This window comes from Curtobacterium sp. Csp1 (assembly GCF_013347185.1).
Genome location: NZ_CP054594.1, coordinates 3,794,241 through 3,818,140, shown reverse-complemented (window position 1 = coordinate 3,818,140; position 23,900 = coordinate 3,794,241). Strand labels below are relative to the sequence as shown.

At 72.2% G+C, this 23,900-nt stretch carries 20 protein-coding genes, 1 tRNA gene, 4 pseudogenes and 1 riboswitch; of the genes and pseudogenes, 15 read left to right on the top strand and 10 right to left on the bottom strand.

All coding sequences use genetic code 11. The features are described 5' to 3' along the window. Positions 1-176 precede the first annotated feature (176 nt). The 9 genes and pseudogenes from HUN58_RS20670 (at position 177) to HUN58_RS18310 (ending at position 6,972) form a co-directional block, all read left to right on the top strand. Positions 177-1,399: pseudogene (locus tag HUN58_RS20670) on the top strand (glycosyltransferase family 2 protein). Continuing rightward, the gene (locus tag HUN58_RS18345) at positions 1,396-2,349 is read left to right on the top strand and encodes a glycosyltransferase family 39 protein (RefSeq protein ID WP_208745644.1); all 954 of its coding nucleotides are present in this window, start codon (positions 1,396-1,398) and stop codon (positions 2,347-2,349) included. Before HUN58_RS20670 ends, HUN58_RS18345 begins: the two are co-directional and overlap by 4 nt. Continuing rightward, positions 2,346-2,681, top strand: coding sequence for a hypothetical protein (locus tag HUN58_RS18340; protein WP_208745643.1), 336 nt, complete (start codon positions 2,346-2,348; stop codon positions 2,679-2,681). The genes HUN58_RS18345 and HUN58_RS18340 overlap by 4 nt, the downstream gene beginning before the upstream one ends. Continuing rightward, positions 2,678-3,292, top strand: coding sequence for a hypothetical protein (locus HUN58_RS18335; protein ID WP_208745642.1), 615 nt, complete (start codon positions 2,678-2,680; stop codon positions 3,290-3,292). The genes HUN58_RS18340 and HUN58_RS18335 overlap by 4 nt, the downstream gene beginning before the upstream one ends. Before the next feature lie 135 nt (positions 3,293-3,427). Beyond that, a complete protein-coding gene (locus HUN58_RS18330; RefSeq protein ID WP_180225540.1) occupies positions 3,428-4,342 on the top strand; it encodes a DUF4397 domain-containing protein in 915 nt (304 codons plus the stop codon). A gap of 93 nt (positions 4,343-4,435) precedes the next feature. Continuing rightward, positions 4,436-5,188 (top strand): glycosyl hydrolase family 8, encoded by a 753-nt coding sequence (locus HUN58_RS18325; protein WP_208745641.1) that lies wholly within the window; start codon positions 4,436-4,438, stop codon positions 5,186-5,188. A gap of 40 nt (positions 5,189-5,228) precedes the next feature. Then, entirely contained in the window at positions 5,229-5,447 is a 219-nt protein-coding gene (locus tag HUN58_RS18320) for a hypothetical protein (RefSeq protein WP_208745640.1), read from the top strand. Positions 5,448-5,528: 81 nt separating this feature from the next. Beyond that, a complete protein-coding gene (locus tag HUN58_RS18315) occupies positions 5,529-6,131 on the top strand; it encodes a class F sortase (protein ID WP_208745639.1) in 603 nt (200 codons plus the stop codon). Between the two features lie 46 nt (positions 6,132-6,177). Beyond that, positions 6,178-6,972: a polyprenol monophosphomannose synthase gene (locus HUN58_RS18310; protein WP_114849020.1), complete on the top strand. Its 795-nt coding sequence runs from the start codon at positions 6,178-6,180 to the stop codon at positions 6,970-6,972. Positions 6,973-7,117: 145 nt separating this feature from the next. Here HUN58_RS18310 and HUN58_RS18305 read toward each other — a convergent pair. Next, positions 7,118-8,714: pseudogene (locus HUN58_RS18305) on the bottom strand (DUF3459 domain-containing protein). Here HUN58_RS18305 and HUN58_RS21100 point away from each other — a divergent pair. After that, positions 8,680-9,147 (top strand): hypothetical protein, encoded by a 468-nt coding sequence (locus HUN58_RS21100; RefSeq protein ID WP_368075812.1) that lies wholly within the window; start codon positions 8,680-8,682, stop codon positions 9,145-9,147. The pseudogene HUN58_RS18305 and the gene HUN58_RS21100 sit on opposite strands and share 35 nt — an antisense overlap. A gap of 443 nt (positions 9,148-9,590) precedes the next feature. Here the strand turns inward: HUN58_RS21100 and treY are convergent, their stop codons facing one another. Then, on the bottom strand, positions 9,591-11,078 hold the full coding sequence (gene treY / locus HUN58_RS18300) for a malto-oligosyltrehalose synthase (RefSeq protein ID WP_368075762.1): 1,488 nt from the start codon (positions 11,076-11,078) through the stop codon (positions 9,591-9,593). Then, positions 11,075-13,281, bottom strand: a pseudogene (gene glgX, locus HUN58_RS18295) (glycogen debranching protein GlgX). Before glgX ends, treY begins: the two are co-directional and overlap by 4 nt. 129 nt (positions 13,282-13,410) lie before the next feature. On the opposite strand from glgX, the gene HUN58_RS18290 reads away from it, so the two are divergent. The 3 genes from HUN58_RS18290 to HUN58_RS18280 all read left to right on the top strand — a co-directional run bounded on the left by HUN58_RS18290 (position 13,411) and on the right by HUN58_RS18280 (position 17,222). Then, complete coding sequence (locus tag HUN58_RS18290; RefSeq protein ID WP_368075761.1) at positions 13,411-13,803, top strand: hypothetical protein; 393 nt, start codon at positions 13,411-13,413, stop codon at positions 13,801-13,803. Further along, positions 13,768-13,879, top strand: a riboswitch (TPP riboswitch). (Overlaps the previous gene by 36 nt.) Continuing rightward, positions 13,874-14,545 carry an ECF transporter S component gene (locus HUN58_RS18285; RefSeq protein WP_368075760.1) on the top strand — a complete coding sequence of 224 codons (672 nt, stop codon included), beginning with the start codon at positions 13,874-13,876 and terminating at the stop codon, positions 14,543-14,545. (Overlaps the previous riboswitch by 6 nt.) After that, entirely contained in the window at positions 14,457-17,222 is a 2,766-nt protein-coding gene (locus HUN58_RS18280; protein ID WP_208745638.1) for an ATP-binding cassette domain-containing protein, read from the top strand. The genes HUN58_RS18285 and HUN58_RS18280 overlap by 89 nt, the downstream gene beginning before the upstream one ends. A gap of 45 nt (positions 17,223-17,267) precedes the next feature. Here HUN58_RS18280 and HUN58_RS18275 read toward each other — a convergent pair whose 3' ends face one another. The 7 genes and pseudogenes from HUN58_RS18275 to HUN58_RS18245 all read right to left on the bottom strand — a co-directional run bounded on the left by HUN58_RS18275 (position 17,268) and on the right by HUN58_RS18245 (position 23,042). Then, positions 17,268-17,612, bottom strand: a complete 345-nt coding sequence (locus tag HUN58_RS18275) for a metallopeptidase family protein (protein WP_114849023.1) — start codon at positions 17,610-17,612, stop codon at positions 17,268-17,270. After that, the gene (locus tag HUN58_RS18270) at positions 17,612-18,562 is read right to left on the bottom strand and encodes an SGNH hydrolase domain-containing protein (protein ID WP_208745637.1); all 951 of its coding nucleotides are present in this window, start codon (positions 18,560-18,562) and stop codon (positions 17,612-17,614) included. Before HUN58_RS18270 ends, HUN58_RS18275 begins: the two co-directional genes overlap by 1 nt. 314 nt (positions 18,563-18,876) lie before the next feature. Next, positions 18,877-19,641, bottom strand: a complete 765-nt coding sequence (locus tag HUN58_RS18265) for an acyltransferase (RefSeq protein ID WP_208745636.1) — start codon at positions 19,639-19,641, stop codon at positions 18,877-18,879. Between the two features lie 139 nt (positions 19,642-19,780). Further along, positions 19,781-19,856: transfer RNA gene (locus HUN58_RS18260), tRNA-His, on the bottom strand. Positions 19,857-19,923: 67 nt separating this feature from the next. Then, the gene (gene orn, locus HUN58_RS18255) at positions 19,924-20,562 is read right to left on the bottom strand and encodes an oligoribonuclease (protein ID WP_114849025.1); all 639 of its coding nucleotides are present in this window, start codon (positions 20,560-20,562) and stop codon (positions 19,924-19,926) included. 728 nt (positions 20,563-21,290) lie between these two features. Then, positions 21,291-22,482 (bottom strand): annotated as a pseudogene (locus tag HUN58_RS18250) (MFS transporter). Beyond that, the gene (locus HUN58_RS18245) at positions 22,479-23,042 is read right to left on the bottom strand and encodes a MarR family winged helix-turn-helix transcriptional regulator (protein ID WP_180225533.1); all 564 of its coding nucleotides are present in this window, start codon (positions 23,040-23,042) and stop codon (positions 22,479-22,481) included. Before HUN58_RS18245 ends, HUN58_RS18250 begins: the two are co-directional and overlap by 4 nt. A gap of 61 nt (positions 23,043-23,103) precedes the next feature. Here HUN58_RS18245 and HUN58_RS18240 point away from each other — a divergent pair, with 61 nt between their 5' ends. Next, on the top strand, positions 23,104-23,394 hold the full coding sequence (locus HUN58_RS18240) for an oligoribonuclease (RefSeq protein ID WP_114849028.1): 291 nt from the start codon (positions 23,104-23,106) through the stop codon (positions 23,392-23,394). A gap of 85 nt (positions 23,395-23,479) precedes the next feature. Next, complete coding sequence (locus tag HUN58_RS18235) at positions 23,480-23,740, top strand: thioredoxin family protein (RefSeq protein ID WP_180225532.1); 261 nt, start codon at positions 23,480-23,482, stop codon at positions 23,738-23,740. Positions 23,741-23,900: the final 160 nt, after the last annotated feature.

Genomic DNA, 23,900 nt, shown 5'->3' with positions numbered 1-23,900 from the left:
ACGAGGGGACCGGGCCCGCAGGGAACCTCCCGAACCGTGGGACCACGGACGTCCCGACGGGAGGCTCGGGGCAGGCCCCGCAGGTCGCCTGGTCGCTGGGTGAGTGGATCGGGTACTCCGTGCTCATCGCCGTCTCCGTGCTGCTCACGGTGATCGCACTCACCACTCTGTGGTGGATGCTCCACGCATGGCGGTCACGAGACGCCCTGAAGTCGACGAGCTTCAGCCAGACACCGTTGCCCGCGGCGCACCGCTTCACGCTCCTCGTGCCCGGGCGGCACGAGCAGGACGTGATGGGCCAGACGCTCGACATGCTCGCCACGCAGGACCACCCGGACTTCGAGATCATCGCGATCGTCGGCGAGGACGACCCGGAGACCGACGCGGTCGTCCGGGCCGCCGCGGCCCGCCACCCGTCCCTCATCAAGGTGGTCGTGGACGACACGGCGCCGAAGAACAAGCCGAAGGCGATGAACCTCGCCCTGCAGTACGCGACGGGCGACATCGTGGGCGTGTTCGACGCCGAGGACGAGGTCTACCCGCGCCTGTTGAGCCTCGTCGACTCGCGGTTCCAGGAGACCGGTGCCGACGTCGTACAGGGCGGTGTGCAGCTCATGAACTTCCGGTCGAGCTGGGGTCCCGCCTGCACTTCCACGCCGGTTCGAAGTTCATCCCGCTCGGCGGCAACACCGTGTTCGTGACGAAGGAACGCCTCGACTGGTCGAACGGCTGGGACGCACACTGCCTTGCAGAGGACTGCGAGCTGGGTGTGCGGCTGTCCGCCGACGGCGCGAAGGTCGTCGTCGCCTACAGCCCTGAAGCCGTCACCCGCGAGGAGACCCCGCCCACGTTCGCGTCCCTGCTCAAGCAGCGGACCCGGTGGAACCAGGGGTTCCTCCAGGTGCTCGGGAAGGGGGAGTGGAGGAAGCTGCCCTCGTTCCGTCAGCGGTTCTTCGCGCGGTACATGCTGACGATGCCCTTCGTCCAGGCCGCGACCGGCCTGCTGATCCCGCTGAGCGCCCTGATGATCCTCTTCGTCAAGGTGCCCACCGCGATCGCGCTCATGACGTTCATCCCCGTGGCGCCGACGCTCATGCTGCTCGCCGTCGAGGTCGTCGGGCTGAACGAGTTCGGCCGGCTGTACCAGGAGAAGGTCCGGGCGCGTGACTACGTGTTCCTCGTGCTCGGGCTCGTGCCGTACCAGGTGTTCCTCGCCGCGGCTGCGGTCCGGGCGGTCGTCCGGCACGTCAAGGGCCAGAACGGCTGGGAGAAGACCGAGCACACCGGCCAGCACCGCACGGGAGCCGTGCAGCAGGAGGTCGTCGGGTTCGCGAACGCCGTGACCACCGACGCCGGGACCCGCGAACTCGCCGGTTCGACCGCAGGAGGTGGCCGATGAGCGCCAGCATCACCCACACCACCGGGATCCCGGTCCGGGGGGCTGCATCGTTCTCCGGCGTCCGCGGGTGGTTCCGGGTCCATGCAGCCAGCCTCGGCTGGCTCGTGCCGGTCCTCGCCGTCACCGTCGTCGTGCAGGCGTGGAACATGGCCGGCACGCCGCAGCGCATCGACGACGAGGGCACCTACACGGCGCAGGCCTGGGCGATCGGGCACCTCGGCGAGCTCACCCACTACACGTACTGGTACGACCACCCGCCGCTCGGGTGGATCCAGATCGCCGGGTACACCGCGTTGACGGGCGCCTTCGCCCGCTACCCGTTCGCCGTCGAGGCCGGCCGCGAGGCGATGGTCTTCTTCGCCGCCGTGTCGAGCCTCCTGCTCTTCGTCCTCGCTCGCCGACTCGGCGCTGGTCGGGCGACCGCGGCCGCGGCAGGGCTCGTGTTCGCGCTCTCCCCGCTGGCCCTGCAGTACCACCGCACGGTCTACATCGACAACGTGGCGACGCCGTGGCTCCTCGCCGCGTTCGTCCTCGTGCTCAGCCGGCGTCAGCAGCTCGCCGGGTTCGCCGGGGCGGCAGCCTGCCTGGGCGTGGCCGTGCTCTCGAAGGAGACCTACCTGCTCGCGCTGCCGTTCCTCGTCTGGATCGCCGTGCGTCGGGCCGACCGCAGCACACGCCGGTACACGCTGAGCGTGGCCGGCGCGGTCCTGGTCGTGATCGGTGGAGGGTACCTGTTGCTCGCCGCGGTCAAGGGCGAACTCCTGCCCGGCAGCGGCCGGGTGAGCCTCCTCCAGGGCATCACCTACCAGCTCGGATCCCGTGCCGCGTCCGGCTCCGTCTTCGACGCGGGGAGCCTGGCGAACCAGGCGGCGTCCCAGTGGTGGGCGCTCGACCCCGTGTTCATCGTGCTCGGCACGGTCGCGGCGGTCGTCGGGCTCTGCTCGCGATGATGTTCCGTCCGAACGGGTACCTGCCGGTGCCCTACGTCATCGTGCTCGTCCCGTTCGCGGCGCTGCTCGTGGCGTACACGGCCGAGCGGGCGGTCCTCGCCGTCGCGGGGCGGACACGCAGCCGCGCGGGGAGCCGGATCGGCGGCGTCGCACGACGCGGGCTGGGGGCTGCCTGGGTCGCCGTCACCGCGACCGCGCTCGCCGTGGCCGTCCCCCTCTGGGGCGTCCAGCTCCGCGGGTTCCTGGTCGCGGACCTGGACCGGCCGATGCAGCAGGCCGAGCAGTGGGTCGGCGACAACGTCCCGAAGACGGTTTCGCCCGCGACAACGTGATCTGGTACTACAAGCTCGACACCGACGCCGCCGTGCAGCGCCAGTCGCCGAACGGGTGGAAGGACTCGGACTACGTCGTCACGACCGACTCGATGCGCACCGGTGGCAACTCGTCGCGGGACGTCTCGCTCGCGGTCCAGAACTCGACGAGTGTCGCGAGCTTCGGCACCGGTGACCAGCGCGTGGACGTCCGTCGCATCCACGCAGCGGGGACGACAGCCGCGGACGAGGCCATCACCGCCGCCACGAACGGGCGGAAGACGATGGGCACCGAGCTGGCACAGAACCCGGCGCTCCGTGCCGACGCCGGCACGAGGTCCCAGTTCCGCGCCGGTCAGGTCGACTCCCGTGCGATGCTCGCCCTCGGGCAGGTCCTAGCCGACCAGGACGTCCGCGTCGACCGTTTCACGTCCCTGACCGGCGAGGAGGGGCAGCCGTTCCGACGGGTTGTCCTGCACACGAGCAGCGGCGAGACCGCCGTCCGGGTCGCAGACACCTTCGCGGCGATGAGCGAAGCGATCCGACCGGCGGACATCGAACGGGACGGCAGCCGGGTCGTCGTGACCTACGCCCCCGCCGACCCGACCACGACGCCGACCACGGCGTCCTGAGGCCGCTGGCTGCGTGCCCACCCACGTGACGAGCAACGGCCGCGAGCGGGCGGCAACGGCCGTACTGGGCACGAGGAGCGAGCAGGTTCCGCCCACCGAACCCGATCCCGGAACCCGACCCCGAGGAGCACCACGATGCACACCACCGACACCACCGACACCACCGACACCACCGACACCACCGACACCACCGGAACCACGAACACCCGCGTCGCGGCGCGGCATGCCCTGTCGCGTCGCGCAGCCCGCCGCCCGCTCGTCGTCGGCGGCGTCGCTGCCGCCCTCGTCGCCGCTGCCGTCGGGCTCACCGTTCCGCAGACGGCGACCGCGGCAACGTCCGGCGACGAGGGCTGGCTGCGCGTCGGTCACCTGTCCCCGGACACCAAGGGGGTCGACGTCGAGCTCACCAGTCTGTCCGGCGGCAAGAAGGTCTTCGAGCTCGACGACGTGACCTACGGCCAGGTCAGCCCGTACCAGGAGCTCCCGGTCGGGACCTACGTGCTGTCCATGCGCGCTGCCGACGACCCGGACTCCACGCCGGTCATCTCGACCGACGTGCAGGTGCAGCAGGGCGACGCGAACACCGTCGTCGCCTACGGCAAGAACGACGACCTCAAGACGACCGCGTTCACCGACGACCTGCAGCAGCCGGGCGACGGCAAGGCGAAGCTGCGGCTCGTGCAGGCGGCGACCACCGCGAAGGAGGTCGACGTCAGCACCGCCGACGGCACCACCGTCGCGCAGGACGCCGCGTTCGGGACCGCGACCCGGTACGCGACCGTCGGTGCGGGGAAGTGGCGGCTCGACGTCTCCGGCGACGGGCAGCGTGGGACCGCTGACGTCGACCTCGCGGGCAACACCGTGTCGACGCTGTTCGTCCTCGACGACAGCAAGGGGGACCTCACCGTCGTCCCGGTGACCGACGCCGCAGCCACGGCGGCCACCCCGTCGGGCGGCGTCCAGACCGGCGGCGGTGGCTCCGCCGCAGGACGTCCCGTCACCGAGTTCACGCACGCGGTCGTCGCGGCGTTCCGCTCGCTCTTCCGCTGACGGGCAGGAGGCGCGGTGCACGTGAGCGGGTCCGCCCACGGGCGCCGCGCCTCCGCCACGACCGTCCCCGACCACCGGAGAGGTACAGCCGGCATGACCCGCAAGACCTGGATACCCATCGCCGCCGCGGCGACGCTCGTCGTCGCCGTCGGCGCCGCGCTCGTCGCCGTCCGCCCGTGGAGCGCGACGGCGCCGCAGGCCTCGATCACCTCGAACGCCACCTCGACGTCCGCTCCGGACGTCGACCGGAGCGCCGCGCAGTTGCGCTCCGACTTCATCGACCGCTACGTGCGCGACGGCCGGGTCGTCCGGACCGACCAGGGCGGCGACACCGTGAGCGAGGGGCAGGCCTACGGCCTGCTCGTCGCCTACGCGAGTGACGACCGGAAGACCTTCGGCGAGGTCTGGTCGTGGACGGAACGCCACCTGCTGACGGACGACCACCTGCTGGCGTGGCGGTGGACACCAGGAGCCGGCGTCGCGGATGACCAGTCCGCGAGCGACGCCGACCTCGACGCGGCCCGCGCCGCCGCGGCGATCCTCGACCACGAGACCGCCGAGACCGACCTCGGCACGATCCTGTTGCCAGGGCCGTGGGCCGACCGGGAGCCCTACCGCTACAACGCGTCGTACGCATCGCCGGCGGCGTTCCGCGTCCTGGAGCGTGCGACCGGTGACCGACGTTGGGCAGCGCTCGCGGACGGGTCCCGCGCCGCGACCGCCGCGGTCCTCCGGGCCAGCTGCAGTCGACCCGATGGCGGCGTCCGGCGACCAGGGACCGGTCGTCTACGGGTGGGACGCGATGCGACTCCCGCTCCGTTGGGCCGAGGCCTGCTCCGCACCTGACCGGGCCCTCGCCGGGCAACTCGCGCCCACGCTGCGGCGCGTGACCACGGACACCAGTGCGCTCGCCTACGCCGCCCGGGCGGCCGCCGAGCAGGCGGACGGTTCGTCGTCGGCGGTGACCGCGGACCTGCGTCGGAGCGACCGGACGTCGGCGACGACCCGGACGTACTACGGCGACGCCTGGGCGGCGCTCGGCGCGACGATGCTCACGTCGGACGTCCTCGGCGGGTGCGCGGTCGGTCCCCGGAGCGACTCGTGAGCGGACGCCGGGCCGCTGCGCCGCGTCGCGAGCACCCGACCACCGTGGTGCGCGGGCCTCGTCGTCGGCGGCATCGCCGGGGTGGCCGTCGCAGCGACCGGCGCCGGCGGCGCTGCGACCGGCCGTGCCGCGGGGACCAGCGCGTCGGCGTCGACCGATCCCGGCGCCGCGAGGAACGGGTCCGGCGGGAGCGACACGTCCGGGTTCCAGGACCCGGCCGCACCGGCGGCGCGGTCGAACGCGACGCCGGTCCGTGTGGAGATCCCGGCGATCGGCGTCTCCTCGGGGCTGGAGGACCTCGGCCGCGGTCCCGCCGGCGAGCTGGACCCGCCGAAGGACTGGGACAGTGCCGGCTGGTTCTCCGGTGGGATCGTCCCCGGGCAGGTCGGTCCCGCGGTCATCGCGGGCCACGTCGACAGCCCGACCAGCGCCGCCGTGTTCTACCGTCTCGACGAACTCGTGCCCGGTGACCAGGTGCAGGTCGGGATGTCCGACGGGACCACCCGTACGTTCACCGTCGAGCGGTCCGAGCGTGCGGCGAAGTCCGCCTTCCCGACGAGCGACGTCTACGGCAGTGCGCCGACGCCCCAACTCCGGCTGATCACGTGCGACGGCACCTTCGACACCGCGACCGGCCACTACACGGACAATCTGATCGTGTTCGCAGACCTGTCGTCAGGATAGGCCCGACGCGCTTCGGTATCGTCTGACCCGACCCGCAAGGAGCACCATGAGCAAGTCCCTGGTCATCATCCCGACCTACGACGAGGCGGAGAACGTCCGTCCGATCGTCGCGCGCACCCTCGCCGCGACCGACGACAGCGTGCACGTGCTGGTCGTCGACGACAACTCCCCGGACGGCACCGGCGACATCGCCGACGCGATCGCCCGTGAGACCGACCGGGTGCACGTGATGCACCGCACGGTCAAGGACGGCCTCGGCGGCGCGTACCTCGCGGGGTTCGCCTGGGGTCTGGAGCACGGGTACGACAAGCTCGTCGAGATGGACGCCGACGGCTCGCACCACCCGGAGTACCTCCCGTGGATGCTCGAGCTCGCCGACTCGAACGACCTGGTCCTCGGTTCCCGTTGGATCAAGGGCGGTGAGGTCGAGAACTGGCCCTGGTACCGCGAGCTGCTGTCCCGCGGCGGGAACCTGTACACCCGGATGGCGCTCGGCATCGCCGTGCGGGACGCGACGGGCGGCTTCCGGGTCTTCACCTCGTCGGCGTTCGAACGGATCGACCTGGCCGGTGTCGCCTCGAAGGGCTACTGCTTCCAGGTCGACCTGTGCTGGCGCGCCCTCGAGGCCGGCCTGCGCGTCGTCGAGACGCCCATCACCTTCACCGAGCGCGAGTTCGGCGTCTCGAAGATGAGCGGCAACATCGTGCGCGAGAGCCTGACCCTCGTCACGAAGTGGGGCATCGACCGCCGGCTCCGCGAGCTCCGCTCGCTCATGCGCGATCACCGGCGGCTGCCCTCGGTGCGCCGCAACGCGCACGCGGTCGGCGACCGCACCGCCTGACGCGGCGGGTCTGCCGGACCTGCAGGACGGACGGGAGGCGCGGTGCCGGCTGGCACCGCGCCTCCCGTCCGTCCGGTGGTCGCCTCGGCGACCCCCGTCGCCTTGGTGAGCGCCGTCGCCGTGGTGACCACCGTCGCCGTGGTGACTACCGGAGCACGACGACCCCGCGGCCGTCGAAGTGGACGCGGCCGTCCTCGACCGAGGCCGACCCGAACCGGTAGAGCTCCTCGCCCGAGCTGTCCGGGACCGGCACGTCCGCGGCATCGTCGGCGAAGTGCACCACGACGTGGACGGGCGCTGCGTCAGGTCCGAGCAGCCCGCGCGTGAGCACGAGCCACCGGTCGTCCGCGTCGAAGCGGACCGCGTTCGCCTCGTAGCGGTGGTCGACGAACGCCTGCTCGGTCCGACGCAGCGCGACGAGCACCCGGTAGGCGCGGAGGATCGCCGCACCCCGCTCCGAGGTGACGTCGGCCCATTCGAGCTTGGAGTTCGTGAACGTCGTCGGGTCCTGCGGGTCGGGCACCGTCGACTCGTCCCAGCCGTGCTGCGCGAACTCCTTGATGCGTCCCTCGGCCGTCACCTTGCCGAGTTCGGGCTCCGGGTGCGAGGTGAAGAACTGCCACGGCGTCGTCGCAGCGAACTCCTCGCCCATGAACAGCATGGGCGTGAACGGCCCGAGCAGGGTCAGCGCGGCCGCGATGACGAGCGACTCGTCGTCGAGGGTCGCGGCGAGCCGGTCACCTGCGGCCCGGTTGCCGATCTGGTCGTGGTTCTGGTTCGCGACGACGAGGGCGGTCGCGGGCGAGGTCCCGCGGTCGATCGGTCGACCGTGCCGCTTCCCGCGGAACGACGACCACGTACCGTCGTGGAAGAACCCGTGGTCCAGGACCTTCGCGAGCGCCGACAGCGGGGCGAAGTCGGCGTAGTAGCCGTTCGTCTCCCCGGTCACCGCCACGTGCACGGCGTGGTGGAAGTCGTCGGACCACTGACCGGTGAGGCCGTACCCGCCGGCTTCCTGCGGGCGGAACATGACCGGGTCGTTGAGGTCCGACTCCGCGATGAGCGACAGCGGGCGTCCGACGGACTGCGCGTACGCCTCGGTCTCGGAGGCCATCGCCTGCAGGACGTGGGGCCGGGTGGTGTCGCGGATGGCGTGCACCGCGTCGAGGCGGAGCCCGTCGACGTGGTGGTCGCGACGTTGACCGAGTCACCCCACGTGTTGCCGAGCCCCTGGAGCAGGTACGGCCCGTACAGCGGCAGGTAGTTCCCGCTGGGCCCGAGGTGGTTGTACACGACGTCCTGGATGACGCCGAGTGGTGCACGGCGAACCAGCCGACACCGTCGTAGCCCCAGTTCCACTCGCCGTTCACCGCGTTGACGGGGAGCAGCTCGACGAACTCCACCCCGAGCTCGACGAGGTGGTCGAGCTTGGCGGCCGCGGCGTCGAGCGTGCCCTCGGGGGTGAAGGTGCCGACGTGCATCTCGTAGATCACGGCCCCACGGGCGGGCCGACCGGTCCACGAATCGTCGGTCCAGGCGAAGCGCTCGGGGTCCACGACCTCGGACGGGCCGTGCACGCCCTCGGGCTGGTACCGGCTGCGCGGATCGGGTCGGACGGAGTCGTCGTCGTCGATGCGGAAGCCGTAGCGCGCGCCGACGACGGGGACGACCTCGTCGGTCGCCCACCAGTCGTCCTCGCCGCGGGTCATGGCGTACTCGGTACCGTCGACGACCAGGCGCACGCGCTCGGGGTTCGGCGTCGGCCTGCTGGTCGGAGACCGCAGCGGTGTTGTTCGTGCTCGTGCCGGGGTCCGCGCCGGACGTCACCGGTGCGGCGTCGTGCTCGGCTCCGTTGGGGTCGGCGTCGGCGACGTCCGCCGGGACGAGCAGGGCGACGGGCAGGTCGGCGAGACCGGTCAGCAGGTCGACCCGGTCGGCCGGCACCGGGTGGACGAGCGTGTCGCCCCACCCTCCGACGCGCTCGAGCCCGACGGGCAGCCGCGTCGCGACCGTCACGGCACCGCCGCGGTCGAACGCGAGCACGTGGTCGGCGGCGATGCCGGTGGCCTCGAGCCCGAGGTACCGGGTGAAGAGCTCGGGGTGATCGCGTCGGATCCGCAGGGCGCGGCTCGTCACGAGGACCTTCGCCGCACCGTCCAGGCCGACCTCGGGTAGCTGCTCCGGACCGGTGCCCTCGGGGCCGTCGAGCGTTGCGAGGACGTGCCGCAGCTCCGTGTGGTCGACCGGGCGGCGGTTGTCCGGGTCGACGAGCGAGCGGTCCCACGCCTCGGTGCCCTGGTAGACGTCCGGGACGCCCGGCATCGTCAGCTGGACCAGCTTCTGCGCGAGCCCGTTCGACCAGCCGGCCGCGTCGATCGTGCGGTCGAGCTCGTCGAGCACCGCGACCACGCGCGGGTCGTCGAACGCGGCGTCCACGAGGGCGTGCATCTGCTGTTCGAAGGCCTCGTCCGGTTCGGTCCAGGTCGTGCTGTCTCCGGCTTCGCGCGAGGCCTTCTCGGCGTACGCGTGCAGGCGCTCGCGGCTGGCCGGTCGGGCACCCACGATCGCCTGCCAGAGCAGGTCCGCGAACACCGCGTCGTCGAGCGGCGCGAGGGCGTTCAGCTGCTCGAGGGCGCTCGACCACTCCGACCCGAGCTCGGCGAGCACCGCGATGCGGGCGCGGTCGTGTGCGGCCAGCTGCCCTGACGCTCGCGCTGCGCCTGGTGGAAGTCGTCGACCGACACCGCGAACACGCTCGGGTCGCCGCCGACCTCGCTCAGGGAGCTCAGGCGCGACGTCCGGTAGAACGCGGTGTCCTCGACGCCCTTCGCCATCACCATGCCGGAGGTCTGCTGCAGGCGGAGCGCCGCGGCGTGCCCGGGGTCGACGAGCGCCGGCGCGATCCGGTCGATCACGTCGTCCAGGTCCGGTCGCGTCTCGGCTGCGCGCTCCAGGGCGGCGATCAGGTGGTGGACGCCCTCGGGCAGGTAGGTGCGGTAGACGTCGAACGATGCGACGATCTCGGCCACCGCGTCGACCACGCGCTCCTGCGGCAGGTCACCGGCCGTCGACGCGAGGAGCCGGGCGAGTCGCGCGACCTCGCTGCCGAGGATCCCGTCGGCGATGCCTCGGCGGGTGTCGTGGGTCAGCTGCTGCCAGTCGGCCGGTTCGGCACCGGACGCGGCGGTCAGCGCCTCTTCGCCCGCGGGGTCGACGAAGACGCGGTCGACGACGCCGAGCGCGTCGTAGCCGGTGGTGCCGTCGACGGGCCACGAGGACGGGAGCTGCTCGCCCGGCTCGAGGATCTTCTCGACCAGCGTGTAGGCCCCGCCGGTCAGGTCCGCGAGGTCCTGCAGGTACACGGCCGGGTCGTACAGGCCGTCCGGGTGGTCGATGCGCAGGCCGTCGACGAGCCCGTCGCGGAACCAGCCGCCGATCGTGTCGTGCGAGGCCGCGAACACCTCGGGCTCCTCGACGCGGATCGCCGCGAGGGTGTTCACCGCGAAGAACCGGCGGTAGTTCAGCTCGTGGTCCGCGCGCTTCCAGTGCACGAACGCGTAGTGCTGGCGGGCGTGCACGGTCTCGACGTCGTCGCCGTCCTGCACGGTCCCGGGAGCGGTCGGGTAGGCGGTCTCGCCGACGTACAGCCGACCGTCACGCAGCTCGACGGCGTCGAGCAGGCGGTCGTCGAGCACGGGGACGCGGACCTTGCCGTCGCCGGCTTCCCAGTCGACGTCGAACGCCCACGCGACCGGGCTGGCCTGGCCCTGTTCGAGCAGCGACCACCACCACGGGTTCGCCTCGGGCGTCGCGACGCCGACGTGGTTCGGGACGACGTCGACGAGCACGCCGAGTCCGGCGGCGTGGGCGGCCTCGGCGAGCCCGCGCAGCGCTGCGTCGCCGCCGCGCTCGGTGTCGACGTGGGAGTGGTCGACGACGTCGTAGCCGTGCTGCGAACCGGGCTCTGCCTGCAGCACGGGGGAGAGGTACACCCAGTCGGCGCCGAGGTCGCGGATGTGCTCGACCACGTCCTGCGCCCGGGTCAGGTCGAAGTCGGGTGTGACCTGCAGTCGGTAGGTGGACGTGGGGACGCGTCTGGCGGTCACCTGGTGGCTCCTGTGCTGTCGGGTTCGGGAGTGGCGCTGTAGTCGGCCGGCTCGGAGCTCGCGGGCTCGGAGGTCGACGGGTCGGTGCCCGCTGGGTCCGTCGCCGAGGTGGTGGGCGAGGCCGCGGGGTTGGTCGGCGTGGACGGCTTCGTGTCCGTGGCGGCGTCGACCGGGGCCGTCGTGACCTCGTGGTCCGGCTCGGCACGGAGCACGATCATCGACCGCGCGGGGACGTCGAGCGGCGTCCCCGCGTCGAGGACCTCGTCGCGGGCACCCGGATCGGCGGTGTCGATCCGCACGGTCCACCCCGGCGAGTACTCCTCCGGGGGCAGGGTGAACGTCACGACGTCGTCGTGCGCGTTGTAATACGTCAGGAACGCCACGTCGGTGACCCGCTCGCCCCAGCGGTCGCGCCCGCGGATGCCCTCGCCGTTCAGGTACATGCCGACGCTCTTGCCGAAGCCGGAGTCCCAGTCCTCGGGGTCCATCGCATCACCGGAGGGCGTCAGCCACACGACGTCGGGGAGCGGCTCGCCCTCGCTCCGGCGGACCGGACGGCCGTTGAAGTACCGCGTGCGGCGGAAGGTCGGGTGGTCGTGCCGGAGCTTCACGACGTCGGCGGTGAACTGGATGAGCTCGTCGTCGGCGTGCTCCCAGTCGATCCAGCTGATCGGCGAGTCCTGGGCGTAGACGTTGTTGTTGCCGCCCTGGGTCCGCCCGAGCTCGTCACCGTGCGCGAGCTGCAGCCGGAGCGCGTGCACCGCCGGGTCGTCGGTCGGCCCCTCGACGCCGGAGTTCCACGAGCGGTTGTGGCTCTCGCCGTCGTTGTTGTCCTCGCCGTTGGCCTCGTTGTGCTTCTCGTTGTAGGCGACGAGGTCGTACAGCGTGAAGCCGTCGTGGGCGGTGATGAAGTTGATGCTCGCCTTGGGGGTCCGGCCGTCGTGCTCGTACAGGTCGGCCGACCCGGAGATGCGGGACGCGAACTCGCCGAGGGTCGACGGCTCACCGCGCCAGAAGTCGCGCACGGTGTGCCGACCTGGTAGCCGCCGGGACCGACGTCCCACGGTTCCGCGATGAGCTTGACCTGCGACACGATCGGGTCCTGCTGGACCAGTTCGAAGAAGGCTGCGAGCCGGTCGACCTCGTAGAACTCCCGCGCCAGGGCGGCCGCGAGGTCGAAGCGGAACCCGTCCACGTGCATCTCCGTCACCCAGTACCGCAGCGAGTCCATGATCAGCTGCAGCGAGTGCGGGTGACCCACGTTGAGCGAGTTGCCGGTGCCCGTGGTGTCCATGTAGTACCGCTTGTCGTCCTCGACCAGGCGGTAGTAGGCGGCGTTGTCGATACCGCGGAACGACAGCGTCGGCCCGAGGTGGTTGCCCTCGGCGGTGTGGTTGTAGACGACGTCGAGCACGACCTCGATCCCCGCACGGTGCAGCTCGCGCACCATCGCCTTGAACTCCTGCACCTGCTGCCCGCGGTCGCCGGACGACGAGTAGTGCGAGTGCGGCGCGAAGAACCCGATGGTGTTGTAGCCCCAGTAGTTCGACAGCCCCTTCTCCTGCAGGGTGGAGTCGTTCACGAACTGGTGCACCGGCATGAGCTCGAGGGTGGTGACGCCCAGACGCTTCAGGTGCTCGATGACCGCCGGGTGCGCGACGCCGGCGTAGGTGCCCCGTTGTTCTTCGGGGACGTCGGGGTGTGTCTCGGTGAGGCCCTTGACGTGGGCCTCGTAGATGACGGTCTCGCCGTACGGGATGCCCGGCGACCGGTCGCCCTGCCAGTCGAAGAAGGGGTTGATGACGACCCCCTTCATCATGTGGGGCGCCGAGTCCTGGTCGTCGGTCGAGTCCGGGTCGCCGAACGTGTACGAGAACAGCGCCTGGTCCCAGTCGATGTCGCCACTGGTCGCCTTGGCGTAGGGGTCGAGGAGCAGCTTGTTCGGGTTGCCGCGCAGTCCGCTCGCCGGGTCGTACGGGGCGTGCACGCGGAAGCCGTACTCCTGCCCCGGTGCCACGTTGGGCAGGTACGCGTGCCAGACGTGCGCGTCGACCTCGACCAGGTCGACGCACTCCTCGTTCCCAGCGTCGTCGAAGAGGCACAGTTCCACGCGGTCGGCGACCTCGCTGAACAGGGCGAAGTTCGTGCCGCTGCCGTCGTAGGTCGCCCCGAGGGGGTACGGACTGCCGGGCCAGGTGTGCAAACGGTCCTCCAGGTGTGGGTGCCGCCAACGTATCGGCGCGGCCCCTCCGCGTCCGCAGACAAGCCCCAGCAGTGGACGAGGGTGACTCCGCGCGTCGCTGTGGAGGAGTGGCCGAGTAGCCTCGCGCGCATGGCCAACATCGTGAGTCAGATCGCAGACAAGGTGCGCCCGATCGGCGTCTCCACCAACTACGGCGAGCCGGTCGAGGTCGGCGACCAGACCCTCATCCCGGTGTCGCTGGGCTGGTTCGGCTTCGGCGGCGGCGGGGACGGCGACGACAACGGCGGCGGGGGTGGCGGCGGCGTGTCGATCCCCGTCGGCCATCTCGCTGCTCGCGGTCAGCATCCCGACCATCTGGGTGACCGGCAAGGCGCTCGCCAAGGTGGTCCGCGCACTCAAGAAATGACCACAGGACGGACGGGAGGATCGTGGCGACGCCGCCACGGTCCTCCCGTCCGTCATCTGGTCGTCACCCGTCTAGACTGCTGCCACACACACGGGAGTCCGGGACCACCGGGCTGAGAGGGAGCGAACGGCGCTCCGACCGTCGAACCTGATCCGGGTCATGCCGGCGCAGGGAGGAGTCAGCACCATGCCTGCAACCATGCAGTCCACCGTCCCGTCCACCACCCTCCGGCGGTCGCTCCGCTGGCGCGTGGTCGACATCGTCGTCGCCAGCGTCCTCGCGGTCGCGATCGGCGTCGTCTTCAAGCTCTGGGAGTTCGGCTACGAGCCGCTCAGTGCGGGAGCCGCCCTCGTCCTGCCGGGATCGCAGTCGCTGTTCGGCGGCGTCTGGCTGCTCGCCGGGCCGATCGTCGCGATCGTCGTGCGGAAGCCCGGAGCCGCCCTGTACGCCGAGATGGTCGCCGCCTCGGTCGAGGCGCTGCTCGGCACGCAGTGGGGGTGGCTGACGCTCGAGGCCGGCCTCGTGCAGGGCCTCGGCGCCGAGCTCGTCCTCGCGCTGTTCCTGTACCGCGTGTACCGGCTGCCGGTCGTCGTCACCCGGGGCTCGACGTCGGGTTCAAGGCCGTCTACGTCGTGTGCGCCGTGGTCTCCGGCGCCGTCATCGCGGGTGCCGGGTCCTGGGCCATCGTCCGGGCGCTCGCCGCGACCGGAGTCCTGTCGCAGTTCGCGGTCGGCCGGGAGCACGCCAAGCGCACGACCCGCAGCGCGGCGTGACGGCCGTGTCCGCCGGTCGCGCGGACGCAGCGCCCGCGACCGAGGTCCCGGCGAGCACCGGCCCGGCCGGCATCGTCTTCCGTGACTGGGGGTGGCGCTACGCCGCCCGCGACGAGTGGGCGATCCGCGGAGTCGACCTCGCGGTGCGCCCGGGGGAGCGGGTCGCCGTCGTCGGACCGTCCGGCGCGGGCAAGTCGACGCTGCTGCGGGCCGTCGCCGCGGTGCTGCCCGACGAGCCGGACCCCGAGGACGACACCGCCGCGGCCGTCCAAGGCGCGGTGCTCGTCGACGATGCCGCACCGGGGACGGTCCGCGGGCGGGTCGGCCTCGTCATGCAGGACCCCGAGGCGCACACCGTGATGTCGCGCGTCGGGGACGACGTCGCGTTCGGTTGCGAGAACACCGGCGTGCCGCGGGACGAGACCTGGCGGCGCGTCCGGTCGGCGCTCGACCTGGTCGGCCTTGACCTGCCGCTCGACCGGTCCACGATGCGTCCCGGCGCGCTCGTGCTCGACGAGCCGTGCGCGAACCTCGACCCGGACGGCGTACGTCAGGTGCACGACGCCGTGCGCGCGGTCCTCGACGAGACCGGTGCGACGCTGCTCGTCGTCGAGCACCGGATCGGCACCTGGCTCGACCTGGTCGACCGGCTCGTGCTGCTCGCTCCCGCCGGCGGGGTCGTCGCGGACGGCACGCCGACCGAGGTCCTCGCCGCGCACGGTCCGGCGCTCGCGGCGGCGGGCGTGTGGGTGCCCGGGTCGGAGCCCGCACGGGGCTCGGCTCGGCAGGCGGTCCCCGGGGAGGACCGCGCGCACGCTCGGGCGCTGCTCGACGCTCGGGGACTCGCGACGGCGCGCGGCCGGGGGCACCGGGTCGGCAGCGGCATCGACCTGACGGTCCGGCACGGGCGTGTGCTGGCGGTGACCGGGCCGAACGGCGTCGGGAAGTCGACGCTCGGCCTGACGCTCGCCGGGCTGCTCGCGCCCGACGCCGGCGTCCTCGAGGCCACCTCCGCCCTCCGGCACGGCCTGGCCGGGGCGGCGCCGTCGTCCTGGTCCAGCCGGGAGCTCGCCGGCCGGATCGGGACGGTGTTCCAGGACCCCGAGCACCAGTTCGTCGCGGCCACCGTGCGGCAGGAGCTCGCCGCCGGACCTCGGGCGCTCGGTCAAGCGCACGTCGAGGACCGGGTGGATCGGGTGCTCGACGACCTCGGGTTGGCGCACCTGGCGGACGCGAACCCCTTCACGCTGTCCGGCGGCGAGCAGCGACGGCTCGCGATCGGCACGGTGCTCGTGGCGGAGCCCGACGTGCTCGTGCTCGACGAGCCGACCTCCGGACAGGACCGCGCCACGTGGCAGGCCGTCGTGGACCGGCTCGGCGCGCTCGCGGACGCGGGGACGGCTGTCGTCGCCGTGACGCACGACCGCGACCTGGTGCGGGCGCTCGACGCGGACGAGGTGGTGCTCGGCCCGGAGGGCGTGCGACCGGCCGGCCCGGGCGGTCTGCGGCCGACCGGCCCGGGGACGGCGGACGGTGTCGTCGCCGACGTGACGGGGGATGCCAGGCCGGTCGTCCCGGGGACCGCAGCCGACGCGCGAGGGCGATCCGTGCCTCCCGTCCGGCCCCGCGGGATCCGCGGGGTGCAGCCCGTCGCGTCCCTGCTCGGGGTGCTCGCGCTCGGCCTGCTGCTCGTCCTGAGCCTGGACGTCGTGTCCGCAGCGGTCGCGCTCCTGCTCGAGGTCCTGCTGCTGCCGCTGCTCCGCATCCCCTGGCGCACGCTCCTGCTCCGGACCGCACCCCTGACCGCAGCGGTCCCGCTGACGGCCGTGAGCATCGCGCTGTACGGCCGGCCGTCCGGACGCGAGTGGTTCGACCTCGGCTTCGTGCACGTCACCGACGGGTCGCTCGAGCTCGCCCTGGCGACCGCCCTCCGGGTGCTCGGCGTCGGGCTGCCGGCGATCGCGCTGTTCGTGCGGGTCGACCCGACCGACCTGGCGGACGGGCTGGCGCAGCTCCTGCGGCTGCCCGCGCGGTTCGTGCTCGGGGCACTGGCGGCGGTGCGGATGACGACCCTGCTCGGCGGGGACTGGCGGCAGCTGCGCAGTGCTCGTCGTGCCCGGGGGTTGGCCGACACCGGGCGGCTGCGTCGGGGTGCATCGATGGCGTTCGCGCTGCTCGTGCTCGCGCTCCGGCGGGCGACGACGCTCGCGGTGGCGATGGAGTCGCGTGGGTTCGGGGCGCCGGGTCGGCGGACGTGGGCGCGACCGGCGCGCTTCGGCGGCCCCGAGTGGGCGATGGGATGTGGCGTGTCTGACGGGGTCGTGGACGGCCTCGCGGCTGCGGCGGCAGCTGCCGCTGCCGCTGCTGGTGCTGCTCCGGGTCTCCGTGCGGCTTCCGGGCGGGGGCGGCTCGTCGTGCTGGTCGACGGGCGCTCGGGGACCGGCAAGACGACGCTCGGCGACGCCCTCGGGGACGACGGGCTCCGTGCGGCGGCTGACGCGGTGGTGACGGACGTCCTCGGCGCCCGCTCCGGCTACCGGCGGTGGGACTGGACGACGTCGAGCCCGGCGGGGTGGGAGTCGATCGACCCGGACGTGCCGCTCGTCGTCGAGGGGTGCGGTGCGCTGTCCCGGGCTTCGGCGGCGATCGGCCGTGACGGCGAGGTCTTCGCCCGCGAGTGGGACCGGTGGGCAGCGCAGGAGTCGTCCTTCATCGCGGCGGAGGACCCGGCGGCGCTGGCGGACGTGGTGGTGCGGACGTAGGGGTGCCGGGTGGACCCGGGGTCGCGCCGTGTGGACTCGTGGTCGCTACGCCCACCCGAGTTCGTGCAGCCGCTCGTCGTCGATCCCGTAGAAGTGCCCGATCTCGTGCACCAGCGTCGTGTGGACCTCGTCCCGGAGTTCCTCGACGGTGTCGCACTCCAGCAGGTGCTGCTTCCGGAACACCACGATCCGGTCCGGGAGCTCGCCGAAGCCGTACTGGCCACGCTCGGTCGCGGCGACCCCGTCGTAGACGCCGAACAGGTCGGAACCGTCCTCGGGCTCGTCCTCGACGACGAAGACGACGTTGTCGAGTCCGGCAACCATCTCGTCGGGCAGCCGGTCGAGCTCGTCGGTCACGAGCTCCTCGAACGCGTCGGCGGACATCTCCATCACGGGCACGATCGTGGCACAGCGGACTGTCCGACGGCTGGAGCGTCACGACCCGTCGTCGGTCGACCTCCCCAGCTCGATCCCGGCAGCCGACTGACGTGCAGGGCATCGACCCGCACGAGCTGGTCGTCGATCACCGCGGGACAGCGACTGCTCGCGCACCAGACGGGCGTGGTGTCGACGAGCCTGACGCCGTCCAGGCGGGCGACCAGGCGCCGCTGCTGCGCACTGGGCCGCGTCTCGCACATGGCCGGTCGTCCGCCCGGAACAGCGCAGGACCGGATGTCGGGTCCGACCGGGTTCGGGAGCAGGAAAGCGATGGCCGCGTCGGTCCGCGTCTCGTCGAGCAGATCGCGGAGCCCGTCGACCAGGGGCGTGGACTCATCCCGGGAACCCTCGGCGTTCATCACGAGCACGAGGTCCGGCTGCAGCTCCTCGATCGTCGTCACCACCTGCTGCTTGTGACGCTCGCAACCGTCCCCGTCGGTGTCGAAGTGGATCTCGGCGGCGGTGAAGGGACACCCGAAGCGCGCGAGGTCCAGGATGCGCCACGCAGATCCCTCGCCCTCGACGAGCTGGCCCAGGACCGCGAGTCGGCCGTCAGGCGCGCCGAACGTGCACGACGTCCTGTCCCGCCCTCCTGTCTGTTGCGAGCAGCGGAGCACGTCGGCCCAACGCGGGGACGACACCTGTCGGGTGAGGTAGTCGTCCGCCGAGACGTCGTCGATCGACGGGGTCGTCGACGGCCAGCTGCGGAGACCGAGTCCGGCGCGGATGGCTGCTGCGCGTCGCTGGTCCAGCGCGGGACCGGCCGTGCCGTCCGGGTTGAGGTCGGTGTCGTCCCGGTCCGGGTCGGCGACGGCGCCGGTCCGGTCCGGATCAGCCCGGGACTGGTCTGCTCCGACCGCCTTGACACAGAGCAGGATCGCGATCGTCGAGAGTGCGACCATCCCCGCCAACAGGGCCCGGGACCGGTCCTGTCCGAGTCGCCCCCGGGCGCGGTGTCGGAGGGGGCGTCGCGATCTCGACGGCGTGTCGCGCTCTGGTGCTGACCTGGCCGTCGCCCACGACCGGACCGGGCGTTCGACGCCCCAGGTCGTCGCGATGGACAGGGCGAGGGGGACGAGCAGGGACAAGGGGAGGAGGACGTGGGGCGGGGCACCCGGGAGGACGGCAGGCAGGAGGACGATGACCGGCCAGTGCCAGAGGTAGAGCGGGTAGCTGATCGAGACCAGCCTCGGCGACTCGCGGTTCTGCCCGCCGCTCAGGATGATCCCGGCGGCTGCCAGCGAGCACCGAGACGCTCGTCACCAGCGAGCAGGACCGCCAGGAGCACCGTTCCGCTGCATGCTCGGACCACTCGGCGCAGTCGGTGGTGGTGCCCGAGGGGATCGGGCACGAAGGCCAGCAGTGATCCGCTCGCGAGTTCCCAGACGCGGGACTGGGTCGCGAAGTACCCGCCGACCGGCTCGGCCATGCCCGCACACAGTGCTGACGCGACCGCGAGGACGAGAACGAGCGCGACGGCCGCGCGCCGTGACCACCCCAGGACGAGGACCATCAGGAGCGGCCACGCCAGGTAGAACTGCTCCTCGACCGCGAGCGACCAGAAGTGCTGCAGCGGAGACGGTGGGGCATCCCGCGCGAAGTAGTTCGTCCCGTCCGCCGCGAAGTGCCAGTTCGCTGCGCCGATCGCAGCGAAGACAGCGTCACGAGCGACGCTCGCTGCGCGGCCGCTCGGGAGGACAGCGACGGCGATCACGACGGTGACGGCGATGGTGATCGCCGCGGCGGGCAAGAGGCGGAGGGCTCGGCGTCGAGCGAACCCGAGGAGATCGATCCGTCCGGTGCCGCTGTGTTCGCGGAGCAGGTTCGTCGTGATGACGAAGCCCGACACCACGAAGAAGACGTCGACGCCGAGGTAGCCCCCGACGGGCCGACCGAGCAGATGGTCGAGCACCACAGCGAGGATCGCGACGGCCCGGAGGCCTTCGATGTCCGATCGTCGTGTCGTTGGTGCGGTGGTCACGCGGCCAACGCTAGGAACGACTCTGCGCCTGGAGCGAGTTCTTCACATGTCGTACTTCGCGGGCCCGGTTGTCCACAGGCTGACCGCGTCGTCGCGACAACGGAGAAGCCCCGGTCCGAAGGACCGGGGCTTCTCTCGATGGGGTGAGTAACGGGTCTCGAACCCGCGACCTCCTAGACCACAACCAGGCGCTCTACCAACTGAGCTATACCCACCATGCTGTCCCCGGACCAGCCGGAGCAACCCCTCAATAGTAGTACATGCCGCGGCCTGCGTGGACCACTACTCGGCCGCGGGCTGGGCGAGCCGCGGAGCCCACTGCTCGACCACCGCGGCGGCGACGGCACGCACGTCCTCGGTCGTCGGGCCGGGCTCGGGGATGAAGCCCGCGCGTCGGTAGTACTCGAGTTCGCGGATGGACTCGAGGATGTCGGCGAGGGCGCGGTGCCCGCCGTGCTTCTCCGGCGCGTTGAAGTAGACGCGCGGGAACCAGCGGCGGCAGAGCTCCTTGATGCTGGAGACGTCGACGCTGCGGTAGTGCAGGTGACCGTCCACGCGCGGCATGTACTTGGCGAGGAAGGCGCGGTCGGTGCCGATCGTGTTGCCGGCCAGGGGAGCGGAGCCCTCGGCGGGGACGTGCTGGAGGATGTACTCGAGCACCTGGTACTCGGCGTCGGCCAGGCTCACGCCGTGCGGGATCTCGTCGATGAGCCCCGAGGTCGTGTGCATGTTCGTGACGAACTCGTTCATGTTGTCGAGTGCGGACTGGTCCGGCTTGATGACGATGTCGAACCCGGGGTGCACGGGGACGAGGTCGAAGTCGGTGATGACGACGGCCACCTCGACGAGCTCGTCGACCTGGAGGTCCAGGCCGGTCATCTCGCAGTCGATCCAGACGAGGCGGTCGTTCGCAGTTGCCATGCGGACGATCCTATTCCGCGGGTGTGACGCTGCTGTCCGTGCTCCCGCGCCTGTGGATGCCAGCCCGGGCCGGGTGCGCGTCGGACCGGCCGCGCCCAGCGGCGATGCGCAGCGTCGCGGACGGCCCGTGCCTCCAGTCCGGACCGGCCGAGCTGTCCGAACTGTCCGACTCGGGCGACCAGCTGACGCTCCGTCCGCGAGCGGGAGGAATCGGCGCGTCGCCCTCTGGACTTGCTGCACCTTCCGCCCGCTCGCGTTCCCGCACTGCCGCCCGGTGCCGCACGCCGCCCGTACCGAACGCGATCGGTCTCGCGAGCGGGCGGGATCCGCGTCTCATCCGCCCGGACCGCCGCACACACCGCCCGCTCGCGGCTGGGCGCGGTTCCAGCGCATCCACGCACCGCGGCCCACGGACCACGGACGCGGCCCGCGAGCGGGCGGAAACCGACCCGCCCGGCGCGAGACCGCCGCGCACTCCGCCCGCTCGCTCCCGAAACCCGCTCGCTCCCGAGGCCCGCTCGCTCCCGAAACCCGCTCGCTCCCGAGGCCCGCTCGCCCCCGAGACCCGCCCCGCCCCCGAGACCCGCTCGCCCCCGAGACCCGCTCGCCCCCGAGACCCGCCCCCGACCCGCGCGCGGGCGCGGGCGCGCCAGCCGGCCCCTGCACATGCACGGACGGCCCGGAGCGCCGCAGCACCCCGAGCCGTCCGGTCAGCCCCGTGCCAGGCGTCAGACCATCTCGCCCGCCGAGATCGCCTCGGCCTCGACCCGCTCCGGCTCGGCTCCGTCGTCGACCCTGCGCAGGACCTTCGTCGTCGCGACGACCACCACGAACGCGATCGCCACCGAGACCCCGGCGAACACGTACGCCGCCGAGGGGGCGATCGCGTCGGCGAGCAGCGTCGCGACCGGCGGGGCGATCGCGCCACCGATGAAGCGCACCGCGGAGTACGCGCTCGAGGCGACGGAGCGGGGGAGGTCCGTCGCCTCCATGACGCACTCGGTGAGCACGGTGTTCAGGACACCGAGCACGAGTCCGCCGACGATCACGCAGACGATCAGGCCCGGCTGCGACCGCACGACGACGGCTGCGGCGAACAGGTCGAGCGCGAGCAGGGGCAGCGCGATCTTCAGGACCGTCGTGCGACGGAGCCGGGCGGTGAGCATCGGAGCGACCCACACCGAGGTGACCGCGAGCCCGACGCCCCAGCCGAAGAACGTGAAGCCGATGCCGAGTGCGCCGAAGCCGAGCGGGAACGGCGTGTAGGCGAGCAGGACGAAGAAGCCGATGTTGTAGAAGAGCGCGGTGGCCGCGAGGGCCGCGAGTGCCGGTCGGCGCAGGGCACGGAACGGGGCGGAGAGCCGGGTGGGCGTGGGCTTCTCGAGCCCGGAGCTCTTGAGGAGCGCGACGACGGCGATGAACGCGACGGCCATGAGCGTCGTGACGCCGAAGAACGGGCCGCGCCAGCTCACCGAGCCGAGCAGGCCACCGACGAGCGGGCCGACGGCGATGCCGAGGCCGAGCGCCGCCTCGTACAGGATGATCGCCGACGCGGTGCCGCCCGAGGCCGCGCCCACGATGGTCGCGAGCGCGGTGGAGATGAAGAGTGCGTTCCCGAGGCCCCAGCCGGCGCGGAACCCGATGATGTTCCAGACGCTGCCCGACGTGGCGGCGAGGACCGAGAACACCACGATGAGGGCGAGCCCGATGAGCAGGGTGTTCTTCGGTGACGGCGAGGTAGCTCGTGAAGAGCAGCTCGGTCTGTGCCGCGGTCGCGTGCAGCGAGGTCGCGATGGCGGGGAGGATCGGGTCGACGAGGCCGATGCCCATGAAGGCGACGACGCAGGCGAAGGCGATCGCCCAGACCGCGGAGGACTGCTTGAGGATGCTGCCCGAGGCAGCGGGGGCGTGGGCGTTCACGCGTGGATCTCCGATCTGGTGGACGACGGGCTGGTGAGGGGCGGGCTGGTGGACGACGGGGCGGCGCCCGACGCGCTGGACGACAGGGCGGTCGACGACGGGCCGGCGCCCGGACGACCGGGGGAAGCAACGGCGAGTGGCACGGCGACCCGCGACGCGATGACGTCGGCCGCTTCGTGCAGCACGTCCCACTCGTCGTCGTCCAGGTCGGCGAACACGGGCCCGACGGTCGCGGTGATGGTGGCCCGCCAGGTCACGAGGCGGTCGTGGCCGGCCGGCGTGATCGCGATGAGCTGCCCGCGGGAGTCGTCCGGGTCGACGGTGCGGGTGACGAGCCCGTCCGCGAGCATCCCCGCGACGAGCCGGGTCATGGTCGGCTGCGCGACGCGGGACAGTGCCGCGAGCTCACCGAGCCGCAGGGGCTGGTCGGTCTCGAGGATGCCGAGCGTGCGCCACACGGCCGCTGAGGTCGGGTTCCCCGTCGCTTGCGCGGCCGCGCGGATCAGGCGGTTCACCGAGATGAGGAGCGTCTCGATCGTCTGCGCCCTGGTTGATTCCATAGCGGAACTATATAGCCGACCTATGCATCCGTCAACAGGTCGGCCCTGGTACAAGGGACGCATGAGCGACATCACCATCCACGAGGGCGACGAGTACACCGCGATCTTCCACGGTGGCCCCTTCGACGGGACGACCGACACCCGCACCGCGACGAGCGACGCGGTGGACGACCAGGTCACGGTGTACGCCGACGTCGAGGGCCTGCAGACGGCCTTCACCTACAAGGCCACCAAGACCCGTCAGGTGCTCGACCAGACCTCGGTCGAGTACGCCTACGACGCCGATGACTCCGACCCGGTCGACGACCTGCAGGACCGCGGGGACCGCAGCGGCGAGTTCGACCGCGAGTAGCCACACCGCCCGGGTCGACCCGTCGAGCGCCGCGTGCCCCGATCCGATCGGGAGTGCACGCGGCGCTCGCTGCGTTGTGCCCTCCGTGCGACTCGACCTGTGGACCTCCGCCTTCTGCGCGCCGTGCGCTGCGGCCCGCCGCGTCGCCGGTGAGGCGGCGGCCCTCGTCCCCGGACTGGCCGTGCGCGAACGCGACGTGGCCGACGACCCCGACGGCGCCGAGGCCGTCGGCATCCGCTCGACGCCCACGATCATCGTCCGACGCGAGGACGGCACCGAGGTCTTCCGCTCGCCCGGCGTCCCGTCCCGCGACCAACTGCTGGTGGCGGTGGCGAAGGCGCTCTGACGTCCGCCCCGCCGGTCACGGAAGCCTGCTGACGAACGGCCTGGAGGCACGGTGCGGCTCCGCCCCGCCGCCCACCCGGTCAGGTGGTTCGGTTCGCACCCCCAGTGCCGGCTCCCACGGCGTCCCGCTGGGAGCGGGGTGGCAGCACGAGGGCCGCGTC